The organism is Amycolatopsis sp. NPDC005232, from assembly GCF_040607795.1.
In the GTDB taxonomy this organism is placed as follows: domain Bacteria; phylum Actinomycetota; class Actinomycetes; order Mycobacteriales; family Pseudonocardiaceae; genus Amycolatopsis.
This window is the reverse complement of record NZ_JBEXHL010000013.1, coordinates 13108-28197: the sequence shown is the minus strand read 5'-3', so window position 1 is coordinate 28197 and position 15090 is coordinate 13108. Positions and strand designations below refer to the sequence as shown.

The window sequence follows — 15090 nt, the reverse complement described above, 5'->3', positions numbered from 1 at the left end:
GGCCGGTTTCACAAGAGCCGAAAACTCAGCCGACCGTGACGCTCGGCGAACCCTCGCCGATGCCCTCGCCGGCTTCCTCGGCGATACGCATGGCCTCTTCGATCAGGGTCTCCACGATCGCGTGCTCGGGCACGGTCTTGATGACCTCGCCCTTCACGAAGATCTGGCCCTTGCCGTTGCCGGACGCGACGCCCAGGTCGGCCTCGCGGGCCTCGCCGGGGCCGTTGACGACGCAGCCCATCACCGCGACGCGCAGCGGGATCTCCATGCCCTCCAGACCGGCCGTGACCTGGTCGGCGAGCGTGTAGACGTCCACCTGCGCGCGACCGCACGACGGGCACGACACGATCTCCAGCTTGCGCGGGCGCAGGTTCAGCGACTGCAGGATCTGGTTGCCGACCTTCACCTCTTCGACCGGCGGCGCGGACAGCGACACGCGGATGGTGTCGCCGATGCCTTGGGTCAGCAGCGCGCCGAACGCGACGGCCGACTTGATCGTGCCCTGGAACGCCGGCCCGGCCTCGGTGACGCCGAGGTGCAGCGGGTACTCGCACTGCTCGGCGAGGATCTCGTAGGCGCGGACCATCACGACCGGATCGTTGTGCTTGACCGAGATCTTGATGTCGTGGAAGTCGTGCTCGGCGAAGAGCGAGGCCTCCCACATGGCCGACTCGGCGAGCGCCTCGGGCGTGGCCTTGCCGTACTTCTCGAGCAGCCGCTTGTCCAGCGAACCGGCGTTGACGCCGATCCGGATCGGCGTGCCGTGGTCCTTCGCGGCCTGCGCGATCTCCTTGACCTGGTCGTCGAACTTGCGGATGTTGCCCGGGTTCACGCGCACGGCGGCGCAGCCGGCCTCGATGGCGGCGAACACGTACTTGGGCTGGAAGTGGATGTCGGCGATCACCGGGATCTGCGACTTCTTCGCGATCGCGGGCAGCGCCTCGGCGTCGTCGGCGGACGGGCACGCGACACGGACGATGTCGCAGCCGGCGGCGGTGAGCTCGGCGATCTGCTGGAGGGTGGCGTTGACGTCGGAGGTCAGCGTCGTCGTCATCGACTGGACGGAGATGGGGAAGTCGCTGCCGACACCGACGGAACCCACGTGGAGCTGGCGGGTTTTGCGGCGCTCGGCGAGGACGGGGGGCGGCAGTGCGGGCATACCTAGCGCGACGGTCACGTCCCCAGCGTACCTACTCCATCCGGCCCTGCTTCAACGAAGTCAGCCGTCACGGTGAGCAGCGTTACCCCCGGTCGGGAGCCCACCGGCCGGGTAGTGACCCGACCGGTGGGACCGGTTACTGCAAGCGAATCGGGTTCACGATGTCCGCTGTGACCGTCAGTAGAGTGATGCCGCCGCCGATCACGACGAGCACCATCGTGACGGCCGAAAGCTTGGTGTAGTCGACCGGTCCGCCCGCCGCCTTGCCGCGCAGGCCGCGCAGCCAGTCGCGCACCTTCTCGTACCAGACGACGGCGATGTGCCCGCCGTCCAGCGGCAGCAGCGGCAGCAGGTTGAACACGCCGATGAAGAAGTTCAGGCTGGCCAGCAGGAAGAAGAAGATCTGCCACAGCCCCTGCTCCACGGCCTCGCCGCCGATCCGGCTCGCGCCGACGACGCTGACGGGCGTGTTCGGGTCGCGCTCGCCGCCGAAGATCGCGCTCACCACGGCCGGGATGCGCTCGGGGAACTCCACGAGGCGCTGCGCGGTCTGGGCGAACATGTCGCCGGTGAACGAGAACGTGGCGCCGATGCCGGTGAGGCCGTTGTAGTGCAGGTACAGGGGCGGGACCACGGTGGACGCGCCCATCATGCCGACCTCGTGCACCTTGCCGTCGGTGCCCAGCCGCTGCACGCGCGGGATGTCCACGACCAGGTTCACGGTCTTGTCGCCGCGCTGCACGGCGATCGGCGTGGGGCCGTTCGCCGCCTGCACGACCTGCAGCACGTCGGTCCAGCTCGCGGTGGGCTTGCCCGCCACGGAGACGATCTTGTCGCCCGCCTTGATCCCGGCCGTCGCCGCCGGCGTCGGGGCGCCGGGCGGGCACGAGGTGTCGCTCAGCTGCTGCGTGGTGGTGGCCGGGCGGGCGCACGACGTGCCCTGGATGACGGGCTGCACCGGCTCCGACGCGGCGGCGATGTTCGGCAGGCCCATCGTGATCGACATCAGGTAGAGCACGATGAAGCCGAGGATGAAGTGCGTGATCGAGCCCGCCGACATCACGACGGTGCGCTTCCACGTCTTGAACCGCCACATCGCGCGCGGCGCCTCGTCCGGGGTCACCTCGTCGAGCGCCGTCATGCCGGCGATGTCGCAGAACCCGCCGAGCGGGATCCACTTCGCGCCGTACTCGGTCTCGCCGCGGCGGAACGAGAAGATGGTGGGCCCGAAGCCGATGAAGTACCGGCGGACCTTCATGCCGAACATCTTGGCCGTGACCATGTGGCCGGCCTCGTGCAGCGCGACGGAGATGCAGATGCCCAGGGCGAACAGCACCACCCCGATGATGTAGGCGAGCACGCGCTACTTCCCCTTACCCAGCATCGATCCTGCGCGCCTTCGAGCCCAGTGCTCGGCGGCGAGTACGTCCTCGACGTCGCGCGGTTCGCGACGCCATTCGTCGGCGGCTTCGACCACCTGGGAAACAGTGTCCACAATCGACGTGAAACCGGTGTTCTGCGCGAGGAAGGCGGCCACGGCCTCCTCGTTCGCCGCGTTGTAGACGGCGGGCAGGCAGCCGCCCTCGGTGCCGACGTGGCGCGCCAGCTCGACCGCCGGGAACGCCTCGTTGTCGAGGGGCTCGAACGTCCAGCTCGCGGCCGTGTCCCACGAGCACGCCGCGGCGGCGCCGGGCACGCGCTCGGGCCAGTGCAGCGCAAGCGCGATCGGCAGCCGCATGTCGGGTGGGCTGGCCTGGGCGATCGTCGAGCCGTCGACGAACGTCACCATCGAGTGGATGATCGACTGCGGGTGCACGGTCACGTCGATGCGCGCGGGCTGGATGCCGAACAGCAGCGCGGCCTCGATCAGCTCCAGGCCCTTGTTGATGAGCGTGGCCGAGTTGATCGTGATGACCGGGCCCATGGACCACGTCGGGTGCGCCATGGCCTGCTCGATGGTCACATCGGAGAGGTCCTCGCGCTTCTTGCCGCGGAACGGCCCGCCCGACGCCGTGAGCACCAGGCGCGCGACCTCGTTGTCCCGGCCGGAGCGCAGGGCCTGCGCGATGGCCGAGTGCTCGGAGTCGACCGGCACGATCTGCCCCGGCTTCGCGGCCGCGAGCACGAGCGGCCCGCCCGCGATGAGCGACTCCTTGTTGGCCAGCGCGAGCGTCGAGCCGGTGGCCAGGGCTTTGAGCGTGGGCTGAAGGCCCTGCGACCCGGGCAGGGCGTTGAGCACGACGTCGACGTTCACCGCGTCGATGAGCTCCGTCACGGCGTCGGCGCCGGCGAAGATGCGCGGGATGCGGAACTCGCCCCGGGAGTAGCCGCGCCGCTGCGCCTCCGCGTACAGCGCGAGCTGCAGGTCTTCGACCACCGTCGGGCGGCTCACGGCCACGGCCTCCACGCCGTGGGCCAGGGCCTGCGCGGCGAGCGCCTGCGGGTCGGAGCCACCGGCGGCGATGCCCGCGACGGTGAACAGGTGGGGGTTACGAGCGGTGACGTCGAGGGCCTGGGCTCCGACGGACCCGGTCGAGCCGAGCACGAGGACGCTTCGCGAGGTAGTCATCGCACGCCATTATCGCCCGCCGAGCCGCGGCCCGTCTCCGCGGAGCACTCGGGGGTGTGGGATCATTACGGCGTACCAGGTTGAGCGGGTCAGGAGGAGTGATCGTGGCAGGCAAGGCGATCGAGAAGCGCCCCGAAGTGGACCCGCGCGACGAGCCGTCGGCCGAGTGGGGCTGGCACGGGTCGTTCCCGAAGGCCACCCGCATCGCCGGCTGGGTCAGCGTCGTCATTCTGCTGCTCATGATCAAGGGCAACCACGAGAACAACACCGAGAACGTGTGGCTCATCGGCCTCGCCGCGTTCCTCGCCCTGTTGCTCGTGCTCGACTTCCGCAAGCGCCGCACGGCCTGGCGCAAGTAGGTTCCCGTTCGCTACCTTGCGGGGCTATGACGTCACGCTGGGTCGCTCTCGTTCTTTCGGTCGTGGCCGGTGTGGCGCTGTTCGCCGCGCCGGCCACAGCTGCGTCCGCGCCGGTTGTCCGCTGCTCTTTCACGCCGACGCCGGACAACCCGGCGGCTCGCCCGGTGCTCCGGCCGCTGCCCTTCGCCTTGACGCGCGGCACGGTCGACGTGACCTTCCACTTCAACTACGGGCCGGTCACGGTTCGCTTGGATCGCGCCGGCGCCGCCCCGTGTGGTGTGGCGAACATGGTGTCGCTGGTCATGCAGCACTTCTACGACCGTTCGCAGTGCTGGCGCCTGTCTGATTCGGAGCGCCTCGGCGTGCTCCAGTGCGGCGACCTCTATGAAGTCGAAAAGGGCGGCCCAGGCTACAAGTTCCCGGACGAGGTGTCGGGCGCGGAGACGTACGAGCGCGGCACCATCGCGATGGGTAACCAGGGCCCGGGGACGAACGGGTCGGAGTTCTTCATCGTCCATTCGTTCGCGCACATTCCCGCGCAGTATTCGGTGCTGGGGAAGGTCGTGCGTGGCATGGACGCGATCGACCGGATGGTGAAGGACGGCATCATTCCGACCGATCCGAACGGGCCACTGGACGGTGCGCCGAAGCACCCGGTGAAGATCGCGACGGCGTCGTTCGGCCGGTAAATCCCGGCCCGGAGCGCCTCAGAACCCGTCCCCGACCAGCACGAGTAACCCCAAAGAGTGAATACCCGCCGTGCCTGATTACAGTACGCGAGCAGTCGGGCGGCGGACCGGGGGAGCTCATGCTGATGACCCACAAAACCTACCTCGCCACCAAGCGGTTCCCGGCGCTGGACGGGGTGCGGGCGATCGCCGCGGTGCTGGTGGTGTTGTTCCACTTCGGAGGCAGCGCGTGGGTGCGCGCGAACGGGTGGATCGGCGTGCACGTGTTCTTCGTGTTGTCCGGGTTCCTGATCACGACGCTGGCGTTGCGCGAGGAGGACCGCACCGGCCGCGTCTCGCTCAAGAACTTCTACCTGCGGCGGGCGTTCCGGATCCTGCCGGTGTACTACGTGGTGCTCGGGATCTTCGTCGTGGTCACGTACGCGCGTGGTGAGCTGCGGTCGAGTGCGCTGCTGGGCGCACTGCCGTGGTTCGCGACGTTCCTCAACGAGTTCCACGTCATCGGGGTGTTCGGGGTGGCGTGGACGCTCGGAGTGGAGCAGAAGTTCTACCTGGTGTGGCCCGTGCTGGCGTTCGGCGTAGCCGGGCTCGCGTTCGCGAAACGATTCAGCCTCGCGCTGGGCCTGGTGGTCGCGCTCGTCGCGCTCGTGCCGGTGGTCCCCTACTCCGGCGCGTACGCGTCCATCGTCATCGGCTGCACGGTGGCCATCGTTCTCCACCACGCCAAGGGGTTCGCCGCGCTGAAGGCGTTCACGCACCCGGTGGCGGGGATCGCGGTGGCCGCGGCGATCGTGGTGGTGCAGGTGTTCTTCACCGACCTCACCGTCGCCCTGCACGACGACGGGGGCGTCGCCGTCGGCACGGCCTACGCGGTGCTCGTGGCGCTGCTGCTGCCCTCGCTCGTGGCCGGCGGGCCGCTGAGCCGCGTGCTTTCCCTGAAACCCCTGCGGTTCATCGGGGAGCGGTCCTACTCGCTCTACCTCATCCAGTCCATCGCCGGCTGGACACTCGCGGGGCTGGTGCCGCAGCTTGCGCACCCGCGCACGCTCACCGCGGTCGGCGTCACGGCCGTCGCGCTGCTGATGGCCGACCTGCTCTATCGCTGGGTCGAGCTGCCGATGATCGCGCTCGGCCGGCGGGTCACCGCGAAGCGGCCCGAACCCACACCGGCTAAAGAGCCCGTCCCGGCATAGGGAAACGGGCCGTCCCGGGAACGAATCCCGGGACGGCCCGTGCACCCGAAATGGTCACCGCTCGCTGGTCGGAGCCACCAGCTCGCTCGGCCCGCCGCCGGACTCCCCGGCGACCGCGGCCAGCTCCTCGCCCACCGATTCCGAAGTCTTGCCCTTGTCCTTCGTGAGCAGCGACGCGACCGCACCGATCAGGCAGACCACGATGGCGAAGCCGAACGCCACGGCCAGACCGTCCTGGAACGGACCCGAGATCAGGTTCGGGAAGAAGCTGCGCCCGGTCAGGAACGAGGCCTGGTCCGGCGGCAGGCTGCCCAGCTGGCCGCCCAGCAGCTGCTGGATCGGGTTGTAGCCGAGGAACGCCGCGAAGAGCACGGCCACCGCCGGCAGGTGCGCCACCTGGTTTGCCGGCCCGGCGGCCACGCCGTGGGCGGTGAGGCCCTGGAACATCGCCGTCGGGAGGTTGTCCGAGAGGCCCGCGATGATCAGGCTGAAGAAGAAGCCGATCGAGAGCACCATGGCCGCGTTCTGGAACGTGGTCATCATGCCCGCGCCGGAGCCGCGGGCGTCGGCCGGCAGGCTGTTCATCACCTCGGCGCGGTTGGGCGAGGAGAACATGCCCATGCCGATGCCGTTGACGAGCAGGATCGCCGCGAAGGCCCAGTAGTTGAAGTTCACTGGCAGCAGGATCAGCAGCAGGAAGGTGATCGCGGTGATCACCAGGCCGCTCGACGCGAGCAGCCGGCTGCCGATGCGGTCGGACAGGATGCCGGCCGTCGGCGCGGACACCAAGAAGCCGACGGTCATGGGCAGCATGTAGATGCCGGCCCACAGCGGCGTCTGTTCGAAGGTGTAGCCGTGCTGCGGCAGCCAGATGCCCTGCAGCCAGATGATCAGGATGAACTGCAGGCCACCGCGCCCGAGCGACGCCGTGAGGTTCGCGAGGTTGCCCCAGCTGAACGACCGGATCCGGAACAGCGAAAGCCGGAACAGCGGGTTGGCTACCTTGGTCTCGATGACCACGAACGCGATCAGCACCGCGATACCGCCGATGAGGCACGAGAGCACCATCGGGCTGCCCCAGCCGGTCGGCGACGAGCCGTAGGGCTGGATGCCGTAGGTGATGCCCACCAGCACCGCGATCAGGCCGACCGCGAAGGTGATGTTGCCCCACCAGTCCATCTTCGCGTGCTTACGCACCCCGGTGTCGTGCAGCTTCAAGTACGCCCAGATCGTGCCGACCACGCCGAAGGGCACCGACACCAGGAAGATCAGGTTCCAGTCGACGGGCGCGAGGACGCCGCCGACGACCAGGCCGAGGAACGAACCCGCGATCGCCGCGACACCGTTCATGCCCAGCGCGAGACCACGCTGGTTGGAGGGGAACGCGTCGGTGAGGATGGCCGACGAGTTCGCCATCAGGAACGCGCCACCGATGCCCTGCACGATGCGCCAGCCGATGAGCCAGAGCGCCGCCGCGTCACCGTCGAACCAGGTGATGGCCAGGAAGATCGACGACACGGTGAACACCGCGAAGCCGAGGTTGTACATCCTGGCGCGGCCGTACATGTCCCCCAGCCGCCCGAAGCTCACCACCAGTACGGCGGTGACCACCAGGAAGCCCATGATCATCCACAGCAGGTAGCTGGTGTTGGCCGGCTCCAGCGGGTTGATCCCGATGCCCTTGAAGATGTCGGGCAGCGCGATGAGCACGATCGACGAGTTGATCGTCGCGATCAGCATGCCCAGCGTCGTGTTGGACAGCGCGATCCACTTGTATCGCGGACCCAGTTCCGCGAGTGAATACGTTCTGCGCTCGGCCACAGTGAAACCCTTCTCTCGTTCCCTTAGCTAGGCTAAGCAAGTTGCTTGCCTGTGGCAACCAACTTCGTAAATCGGTTACGAGAGAACCGTCACAGGATGATCACTGTCCTTTGAGGACTATTTACGTTCACTCGACCGAGTGAACAGCGAAAACCTTCCCGGGATTGAGGATCCCGTGCGGGTCCAGCGCGTTTTTCACGGCCTGGTGCATCTGCAGAACCGCCGGTCCGAGCTCGTTTTGCAGCCCCGGCCGCTTGAGCAGGCCCACACCGTGTTCGCCGGTCACGGTGCCGCCGAGGGCCAGTGCGTCGGCCACGATGTCGTCGAACGCGGCCTGCGCGCGCCGCCGCGCGTCCTCGTCGCCGGCCGGCGTGCTGAGCAACGGGTGGAGGTTGCCGTCGCCGATGTGCGCGACGTTGGCGATGAGCGTGTTGTGCCGCTTCGCCGCGAGGTCGATGCGCGCGAGCATCTCGGGCACGAGGTGGGTGGGCACGCAGACGTCCTCGGTCAGCAGCGGGCCGAGCCGCTCCAGCGCCGGGTACGCCAGCCGTCGCGCGGCGAACAGCGCGTCGGCCTCCGCCTGGTCCGACGACTGCGCCGCCCACGTGGCGCCCGCCTTCTCGAAGCACGCGAGCATCACGGCGGCCTCGTGCTCCCCCGCCGCGCCCGGCGCGTCGCTGCGGCCCAGCAGCACCACCTCCGCGTCAGCCGACAGCCCCATGTTCTTCCACTCGTCCACGGCGACGAGGCAGTGGCGGTCGACCAGCTCCAGCGCCGAGGGCACCACGCCGGCCGCCCGGATCGCGGCGGCCGCTTCGCCCGCGGCGACGGTCGAGTCGAAGTAGCCCGCCACCGTGCTCTCGGGCGCGCGCTGGGCTCGCAGGCGCACGGTGATCTCGGTGATGACGCCGAGCGTGCCCTCGGAGCCGACCATCAGGCCGGCGAGGTCGTAGCCCGCCACGCCCTTCGCGGTGCGGCGCCCCAGCCGCACGAGTTCGCCGGTGCCCGTGACGACTTGCAGGCCGAGCACGTAGTCGCGGGTCACGCCGTACTTCACGCAGCACACGCCGCCCGCGTTGGTGGCGACGTTGCCGCCGATCGTCGACCACGGGGAGCTCGCCGGGTCGGGTGGGTACCAGAGGCCGTGCTCGGCGCAGGCGGCGCGCAGGTCGTCGTTCACGACGCCCGGGCCGACCACGGCGAGGCGCTCGACCGCGTCGATCTCGTGGATCGCCGTCATGCGGTCGGTGACGAGCACGACGCAGCCCGCCACGGCGTTGGCGCCACCGGACAGCCCGGTGCCGGCGCCGCGCGTGACCACGGGCGTGCGGTGCTTGAGGCAGACCTTCACGGCGGCCTGCACGTCTTCCGCCGAGCGCGGCCGCACGACGACCTCGGGCAGCGCCCACGGCGCCCATTCGGCCTCGTCGTGGGCGAAGCTGCGCAGCACGTCGGGGTCGCGCACGAGGACCTCGGGCGGCAGGACGGCTTGCAGGTCTTCGATCAACATGGGCGCTCCCGATCGAGTGTGCGGCTTCCCCTTCTCAGGTTAGGGCGCTGTCAGGTCACGGCGCTGCGACATCGAAAGTGCGGGGATGTCGAAATGGCGGTCTCGGCTTCGACGTAGGGGTAAGGACCGACTTCAGGAGGCAGCCATGGGAACCAGCTCACGCGGGATCGCGATGTTGCGGGCCGTCGCGGCCGGGCGCGCGCGGGTGACCTGCAGCGCCGAACCGGACCTGTTCGTCGACGGACTGCCGTGCTGCGACCAGTTCACCGCCCACGCGCTGGCGCACCAGGGTCTCGTCCGCCCGGCGCGGCTCGGGCTCGTCGGGCAGCAGGTGCCGGCGGAGCTGACGCCGGCCGGGGCTGCGTTGCTGACGACAGCAGCTGTGGCGGCGTGAGATACCACCGAGTTTGAGACCACGGGGAGGGAAGCCAGGGCCCTGTCGACTCGCCCGAGCGCGAGTCGACAGGGCCCTGGTCCGGGGAGACGCCTACGTGTTGAGCGAGCCGTAGACGATGATGTTGTCGAGGTAGCTGTGCGCGGCGGGGTCGAACGCCCCGCCGCACGTGATGAGACGGATCTGCGGGTCGGCGGTGTTGCCGTAGACCGCGTCGGTGGGGAATTCCTTCTTCGCGATCTGGTCGACCTTCGTGACGGTGAAGGTGGCCTTGGACCCGTCCTGGCGCCCGATCACGAGCTGGTCGCCCTTCTTCACCTCGTGCAGCCGCCAGAAGATGCCCTTCTGGTGGTTGCCGTCGATGTGCCCGAGCACCACGGCGGGGCCGACCTGCCCCGGCGTCGGGCTGTTGGAGTACCAGCCCGCCTGCAGTGGTTCGGTCACGGGCGGGACCTGGACGGTCTTGTCGGCGTTGAGGCCGAGCGGCACGAGCGAGGAGTGCGCGTCGATGCTCGGCACGTCGAGCGAGACCGGTACCGACCGCGCGAGCCCGACGACGGGCGCGGCGCTCGCGGGCGCGGCCGGCTGCTGGGCCGGGGTCGTGTCCGCGCCACAGCCGGACAGGGCGAAGGTGGCGACGAGCGCCAGCAGCAGGGCGAAGAGCCCGAACCGGCGTTGGGTCACTGCACGATCACTCACCGAGCGAACACTCACTGAGCGAACACTCACTGAGCGAGCACCGTGGCGAGCGAGCCGTCACCGGTCTCCGGCGCGCCGGCCGGGATGACGGTGACCTGGCCGGGGCCCTGGGCCGGCGGCTTTGCGGGGGCGGTGGGCTGGGTGGGCGTGCTCGGCGTCGCCGCGACCTTCGCGCAGGTGGAGGAGGCGAGGACGATGTCGCCGCTGCCCAGCGCGCCGGTGGTCTTGCCGCCGAGGAGCTTCACGTGCAGGGCGTTGACGGTGAGGGAGCCGTCGTCGTGCTTGATCTGCTCGTTCACGATCACCTGCACCACCCCGGGCACACCGATCTTCTGATTCGGCGCGGTGCCCACGGGCAGCTTGCCGATGCGGCCGAGGTCCAGGCCCGCGAGCTCGGACGAGGCGGTGATGCCGTCGGGCGTCGACGTGCACTCGGAGCTGATCACGCGCGCCTTCGGCGTCGCGCCCGCGAGCGGGGCGAGCACGGGCAGCGTGGCGTCGACGATGGAGGCCTTGGACGCGACCTTGCCGTCGGCCTTCTTCGCGGAGCTGCTGACGGCCTTCGCCGTGACCAGGCCCTTCAGCGGCACGTTCACCACGTCCGCCGACGTCGGCCCGTCTGTGTTCGACGGCGCGATCTTGCCCGTCTCGACCGAGATTCCCTTGTCCCCCAACACTCCCGCCAGCAGCGAGACCGAAGCCGAGGCTCCGTAGGCCGACCCGGCAGGCGCGTCGGCGGCGACCGCCGAGGGGGCGGCGGTGGCAAGCAGGGCGAGGGCCGGAGCGGCGACCACGAGGGTCCGTCCTCGCAGCAGGGCAGAACGCATGAATTGTCCTTTCGAACACCAAAGAAATGGAACCGCCCGCGGATCCCCGAATCCACGCGTGACCCGACGCAACTGTCGATCACCGGCGAGAACGCGACGCTATCAAGGGGGCCCGGAATTGCAAAGCAAGATCGACTGCGCAGCGCGCCGGTCAGCCGGGCCAGTGACCACGTTTTCCGCAATTTCACCACTAAAGAGTGATGTAACGCTGCGGCCTTGGCCGAGTTATCTCACTCTGCGCAAGGTGCTTTCCGCACCTACTTGGCGGATTGCTCGCGCTACCACTCTTCGGGGTGATCCTAGGGATGGGTGATCGGCCGGCACTCAGCGTCATGTGACCACTACGGCGGCCCGTGGCTTTTTCGTAAAACTCGGTGCGGGAAATCGTCGCGTGGAATTGTCCACTATGGAGCGTGGGGTGGCATTCACCCGCTACCGGTGAGCACGACGTCGTGATCCGCCGTCGTGCCGGCGACCAGAAAAAGGAAGTCGCTCTCGACCGCGCGGCCGGGAACCTTCAGCAGGTAGTAGCCCGCGCGCAGTCCGGAGAGCCGGTAGCTGCCGTCCGGGCCGCTGACCGCGCTCCACGTCCGGTCGAGCGTGCTGGGGTTCTGGCTCGTCGCGACGAGCGTGGCCCCGGCCACTGGCTTCCGGTCCTCGAGGACGTGCCCGCTCACCGGCACGACCGGTCCGATCACCTCGGCCGCCGCGCCGCCGCGCATGGTGAACCGGCCCGCGGTGACCACGCACGTGGCCTCCAGCCCGCCGCGCCGCACGCCGTCCTCGGTGACCCGCCCGGTCAGCGCCGCGGTCACGGTCTGGTTCGCGAGGAGCGTCCCGGAAAAGCCGCCCTGCAACGGTTGGTTGGTCTGGACCCCGTTGAGCGCCATGCGATCAGCGGGATCCGCCGACGCACACGTCACGCGCACGCCGTCGACCCGCCGGCCGGTGTCGTTCGTGATCGCGAGCGTCCCCCGCACCGGCGCACCCGGTTCGTACGTCGTGCGGTCCAGGCTCAGCGCCGGGTCGAGCTTCACCGCCGCCACGGCCGCGTCCTCGTCGAGCGGCGCCGCCACCGCGGCCACCGCGAGCACGGCCGCGGGCAGCGCGAACCACAGGGACTTCCGCATGACACCCCCAGAGAGTCAATCACCCGAGAATACCGGGAACTCCGTCGCTGGAGTGCGGTTTCGCGCTCAGACTCCCGCGCCGCCGTCGACTCGGAGGATGGCGCCCGTCACGTAGGAGGCGCGGTCGCTCAGGAGCCAGGCCGCGGCTTCCGCGATCTCTGCCGGCTCGGCGCCGCGGCGCAGGGGGGTCGCCGAGACGAGGCGGTCCTGCAGGCCCGGCGACTCCGCCTCCCACGCGCGGATCATCTCGGTGAGGGTGTTGCCCGGGGTGATGGCGTTGACGCGGATGCCTTCCGGGCCGTAGGTGACGGCGGCGGACTCGGTGAGGCTGTTGACGGCTCGCTTCATGGCGCCGTACGCGGGCAGTTCGGGGTTGCCCCGCAGACTGCCGACCGACGACGTGTTCACGATGGCGCCGGTGCCCGCCGTCGCGCGGATGGCGGCGACCTCCGCGGCCATGGCGAGCCACACGCCCTTGAGGTTCACGGCGAAGACGTGGTCGAACTCGGCCTCGGACAGGCGGTCCATCGGGCCGGGCTGCTGGATCGTGGCGCCGTTGTTGAAGGCGATGTCGAGGCGGCCGTAGAGCTCGGCCGCGCGGTCGACGGCGGCTCGCAAACTGGCGGCGTCGGCGAGGTCGCAGAGCACGTAGTCGGCGGTGCCGCCGGCGGCGCGGATCTCTTCGGTCACGGTCTTGAGCTGGGTTTCCGTGCGGGCCGCCAGCAGCACGCGGGCGCCTTCCCGGGCGAACAGGCGCGCCGCGGCGGCACCGATGCCCCGGCCCGCGCCGGAGACGAAAGCGACCTTGCCGGCCAGCAGGCCGGGTGTTTCGTGGAGTTCCATGAACCCAGGCTGCGACGCCGCGGCGGGCTTATTCAGGCATCGGCAGTACCTGGTTGAGCGCCGTGAGACGCGGATACTGGAGGCGTGGACAGGCGAGAACTGGCCGGCTTCCTGCGCAGCCGGCGCGAGCGGATCACTCCGGCCGACGTCGGGCTGCCCGCGGGGCCGCGCCGCCGCACGCCGGGGCTGCGCCGCGAGGAGGTGGCGCAGCTGGCGTTCATCTCGACCGAGTACTACACGCGCCTCGAACAGGCGCGCGGCCCGCACCCGTCGCGTGAGGTGCTCGGCGGGCTCACGCGCGCGTTGCGCCTGAGCGACGCCGAGCGCGAGCACCTGCACCACCTCGCCGGTGAACCCGCGGCGCCGCTGCCCGGGCCGTCGCGCGTGGTGCGCCAGAGCATCCTCGATCTGCTGGACCGGTTGCCGCAGGCCGCCGCGATGGTGATGTCGGCGACGTACGAGGTGATCGCCTGGAACGACCTCGCCGCCGCTCTGATGGAGGACTTCTCCGCGCTGCCGCGGCGCGACCGCAACCTGGTCCGCCGCGTGTTCCTGCGTTCCGACGACCAGCGCCTCTACGGAGTGTCCGACGCCGACGAGTTCGCCCGCTACGCCGCCCGCAACCTGCGTGCCACCGCCGCCCGATACCCGGACGACCCCGAGGTGACCGAGCTCGTCCACGACCTGCTCGCCGGCAGCGAGCACTTCGCGCGCCTGTGGGCGTCGCACGACGTGACCGCCGAACCCAGCCTGCGCAAGACGTTCCGGCACCCGGTGGTCGGCCCGCTCACGGTCAACTGCGACGTGCTCGACCTGACCGACCGCGACCAGCAGGTGGTGATCTACACGGCTGTGCCGGGCTCGCCTTCGGAGGAGGCGCTGCGGCTGTTGTCGGTGATCGGCACGCAGCGCATGGACGTCGGCAGCTGAGACCAGAACACCGGAGGCCCAGCACACCGGACGCTCAGAACACCGCGACGGGGTTCACCGGCAGCCCGGTGGTGCCGTTCACCCGGGGCGGTGCTGCTACCAGCAGGAAGCTGTGGCGTCCCAGCTCCGCGCACGTAGCCGCCAGGTCCTCGACGTTGGCGGCGTCGATCAGCGGCACACCCAGGCGCGTGAGGGCCACGACGTGCAGCGGGAACGGTACGGCGGGATCGAGCGGCGGGAACGCGTCGCCGATGTCCCCGGCGTACACCGAAACTCCGCGTTGATGCATCCAGCGCACGGCGTCGAGGCTCAGCCCCGGCGACGACCGCGCCGGATCCGGCGTGAACTCCCAGCCGCACCGCACCACGAGCGCGTCACCGGACTCGACGCGGACCTCGTCCCTCAGCTCCGCCGCTTCGAGATCTTCGGCAGTCACGGCGTGGCCTTCGGGAAGCGGGCCGTCGCCGGCGAGGTCCAGGAGAACCCCGCGCGTGACGATCCCTTCGCTGAACGCCGCGCTCGAACCGTGCGTGACCCCGGCCGGGGTCACGCACTCGGCCAGCGGCCGTCCGGAGTAGACGGCCCCGTCGCCGGCGATGTGGGCGAGCGCGTCGAGGTGGGTCGACCGGGGATGGTGGTTGGTGACGAGGAGGACGTCGAGGCTCGCGCAGACCGAAGGATCCGGATGCACCGGGTGCACCATCAGCTGCTGCACGGGCGATTCCTCGACTTTCGCCGGCACGAACGGACCGCTGAGGATCGGCGCCGGCTCGATCGGCAGCGCCAGCGACACCCAGCGGCCCGTTCGCACCTCGCGGGCGGCGGGCGCCCGGACCTCGTCGGTGATGAGGTTCAGCGCACCTCGTTCGTCGTCCTCGCCCCAGCGGCCCCAGTTGCTCGGCAGTTCGGTTGTCATCGAGCCAGCGTGCGGGTTTCGCCGGCTCACTCGCTGACGATGGCTGCCGCG

The 15090-nt window shown here is 69.8% G+C and carries 15 protein-coding genes; 5 read left to right on the top strand and 10 right to left on the bottom strand.

Translation table 11 applies throughout. The features are described from left to right. Window positions 1-25: 25 nt before the first annotated feature. The 3 genes from ispG to dxr all read right to left on the bottom strand — a co-directional run bounded on the left by ispG (window position 26) and on the right by dxr (window position 3728). Entirely contained in the window at window positions 26-1177 is a 1152-nt protein-coding gene (gene ispG, locus ABZU76_RS24375) for a flavodoxin-dependent (E)-4-hydroxy-3-methylbut-2-enyl-diphosphate synthase (RefSeq protein WP_220237841.1), read from the bottom strand. A gap of 118 nt (window positions 1178-1295) precedes the next feature. After that, window positions 1296-2519, bottom strand: coding sequence for a site-2 protease family protein (locus ABZU76_RS24370; protein WP_354873371.1), 1224 nt, complete (start codon window positions 2517-2519; stop codon window positions 1296-1298). Window positions 2520-2522: 3 nt separating this feature from the next. Further along, window positions 2523-3728, bottom strand: a complete 1206-nt coding sequence (dxr, locus tag ABZU76_RS24365; RefSeq protein ID WP_354873369.1) for a 1-deoxy-D-xylulose-5-phosphate reductoisomerase — start codon at window positions 3726-3728, stop codon at window positions 2523-2525. 104 nt (window positions 3729-3832) lie between these two features. Between dxr and ABZU76_RS24360 the strand changes: the two genes are divergently transcribed. From ABZU76_RS24360 to ABZU76_RS24350, 3 genes are all read left to right on the top strand, one after another. Then, window positions 3833-4087: a DUF2631 domain-containing protein gene (locus ABZU76_RS24360; protein ID WP_285969439.1), complete on the top strand. Its 255-nt coding sequence runs from the start codon at window positions 3833-3835 to the stop codon at window positions 4085-4087. Between the two features lie 26 nt (window positions 4088-4113). Further along, the gene (locus ABZU76_RS24355) at window positions 4114-4776 is read left to right on the top strand and encodes a peptidylprolyl isomerase (protein WP_354873367.1); all 663 of its coding nucleotides are present in this window, start codon (window positions 4114-4116) and stop codon (window positions 4774-4776) included. A gap of 125 nt (window positions 4777-4901) precedes the next feature. Then, on the top strand, window positions 4902-5969 hold the full coding sequence (locus ABZU76_RS24350; RefSeq protein WP_354873365.1) for an acyltransferase: 1068 nt from the start codon (window positions 4902-4904) through the stop codon (window positions 5967-5969). A 54-nt stretch (window positions 5970-6023) separates the two neighbouring features. On the opposite strand, the gene ABZU76_RS24345 is transcribed toward ABZU76_RS24350, so the two are convergent. Both ABZU76_RS24345 and ABZU76_RS24340 read right to left on the bottom strand, forming a co-directional pair. Continuing rightward, window positions 6024-7790 carry an MFS transporter gene (locus ABZU76_RS24345; protein WP_354873363.1) on the bottom strand — a complete coding sequence of 589 codons (1767 nt, stop codon included), beginning with the start codon at window positions 7788-7790 and terminating at the stop codon, window positions 6024-6026. A 127-nt stretch (window positions 7791-7917) separates the two neighbouring features. Next, entirely contained in the window at window positions 7918-9300 is a 1383-nt protein-coding gene (locus tag ABZU76_RS24340; protein WP_354873361.1) for an FAD-linked oxidase C-terminal domain-containing protein, read from the bottom strand. A gap of 145 nt (window positions 9301-9445) precedes the next feature. On the opposite strand from ABZU76_RS24340, the gene ABZU76_RS24335 reads away from it, so the two are divergent. Continuing rightward, window positions 9446-9694 (top strand): hypothetical protein, encoded by a 249-nt coding sequence (locus ABZU76_RS24335; protein ID WP_354873359.1) that lies wholly within the window; start codon window positions 9446-9448, stop codon window positions 9692-9694. Between the two features lie 93 nt (window positions 9695-9787). Here the strand turns inward: ABZU76_RS24335 and ABZU76_RS24330 are convergent, their stop codons facing one another. From ABZU76_RS24330 to ABZU76_RS24315, 4 genes are all read right to left on the bottom strand, one after another. Continuing rightward, a complete protein-coding gene (locus ABZU76_RS24330) occupies window positions 9788-10378 on the bottom strand; it encodes a class F sortase (RefSeq protein ID WP_354873777.1) in 591 nt (196 codons plus the stop codon). Window positions 10379-10419: 41 nt separating this feature from the next. After that, complete coding sequence (locus ABZU76_RS24325; RefSeq protein WP_354873357.1) at window positions 10420-11220, bottom strand: choice-of-anchor P family protein; 801 nt, start codon at window positions 11218-11220, stop codon at window positions 10420-10422. Window positions 11221-11645: 425 nt separating this feature from the next. Beyond that, window positions 11646-12350 (bottom strand): carboxypeptidase-like regulatory domain-containing protein, encoded by a 705-nt coding sequence (locus ABZU76_RS24320; protein ID WP_354873355.1) that lies wholly within the window; start codon window positions 12348-12350, stop codon window positions 11646-11648. A 66-nt stretch (window positions 12351-12416) separates the two neighbouring features. Next, window positions 12417-13193 carry a glucose 1-dehydrogenase gene (locus tag ABZU76_RS24315; protein WP_354873353.1) on the bottom strand — a complete coding sequence of 259 codons (777 nt, stop codon included), beginning with the start codon at window positions 13191-13193 and terminating at the stop codon, window positions 12417-12419. An 84-nt stretch (window positions 13194-13277) separates the two neighbouring features. Between ABZU76_RS24315 and ABZU76_RS24310 the strand changes: the two genes are divergently transcribed. Further along, window positions 13278-14123 (top strand): helix-turn-helix transcriptional regulator, encoded by an 846-nt coding sequence (locus tag ABZU76_RS24310; protein ID WP_354873351.1) that lies wholly within the window; start codon window positions 13278-13280, stop codon window positions 14121-14123. Between the two features lie 34 nt (window positions 14124-14157). Here ABZU76_RS24310 and ABZU76_RS24305 read toward each other — a convergent pair whose 3' ends face one another. Then, window positions 14158-15039 (bottom strand): cyclase family protein, encoded by an 882-nt coding sequence (locus ABZU76_RS24305; protein WP_354873349.1) that lies wholly within the window; start codon window positions 15037-15039, stop codon window positions 14158-14160. Window positions 15040-15090 lie beyond the last annotated feature (51 nt).

Bases quoted from the DNA above. Each gene is read 5' to 3' on its own strand.
- dxr (WP_354873369.1), bottom strand. From the start codon at position 3,728: ATGACTACCTCGCGAAGCGTCCTCGTGCTCGGCTCGACCGGGTCCGTC.
- ABZU76_RS24355 (WP_354873367.1), top strand. From the start codon at position 4,114: ATGACGTCACGCTGGGTCGCTCTCGTTCTTTCGGTCGTGGCCGGTGTG.
- ABZU76_RS24350 (WP_354873365.1), top strand. From the start codon at position 4,902: ATGACCCACAAAACCTACCTCGCCACCAAGCGGTTCCCGGCGCTGGAC.
- ABZU76_RS24340 (WP_354873361.1), bottom strand. From the start codon at position 9,300: ATGTTGATCGAAGACCTGCAAGCCGTCCTGCCGCCCGAGGTCCTCGTG.
- ABZU76_RS24335 (WP_354873359.1), top strand. From the start codon at position 9,446: ATGGGAACCAGCTCACGCGGGATCGCGATGTTGCGGGCCGTCGCGGCC.
- ABZU76_RS24325 (WP_354873357.1), bottom strand. From the start codon at position 11,220: ATGCGTTCTGCCCTGCTGCGAGGACGGACCCTCGTGGTCGCCGCTCCG.
- ABZU76_RS24320 (WP_354873355.1), bottom strand. From the start codon at position 12,350: ATGCGGAAGTCCCTGTGGTTCGCGCTGCCCGCGGCCGTGCTCGCGGTG.
- ABZU76_RS24315 (WP_354873353.1), bottom strand. From the start codon at position 13,193: ATGGAACTCCACGAAACACCCGGCCTGCTGGCCGGCAAGGTCGCTTTC.
- ABZU76_RS24305 (WP_354873349.1), bottom strand. From the start codon at position 15,039: ATGACAACCGAACTGCCGAGCAACTGGGGCCGCTGGGGCGAGGACGAC.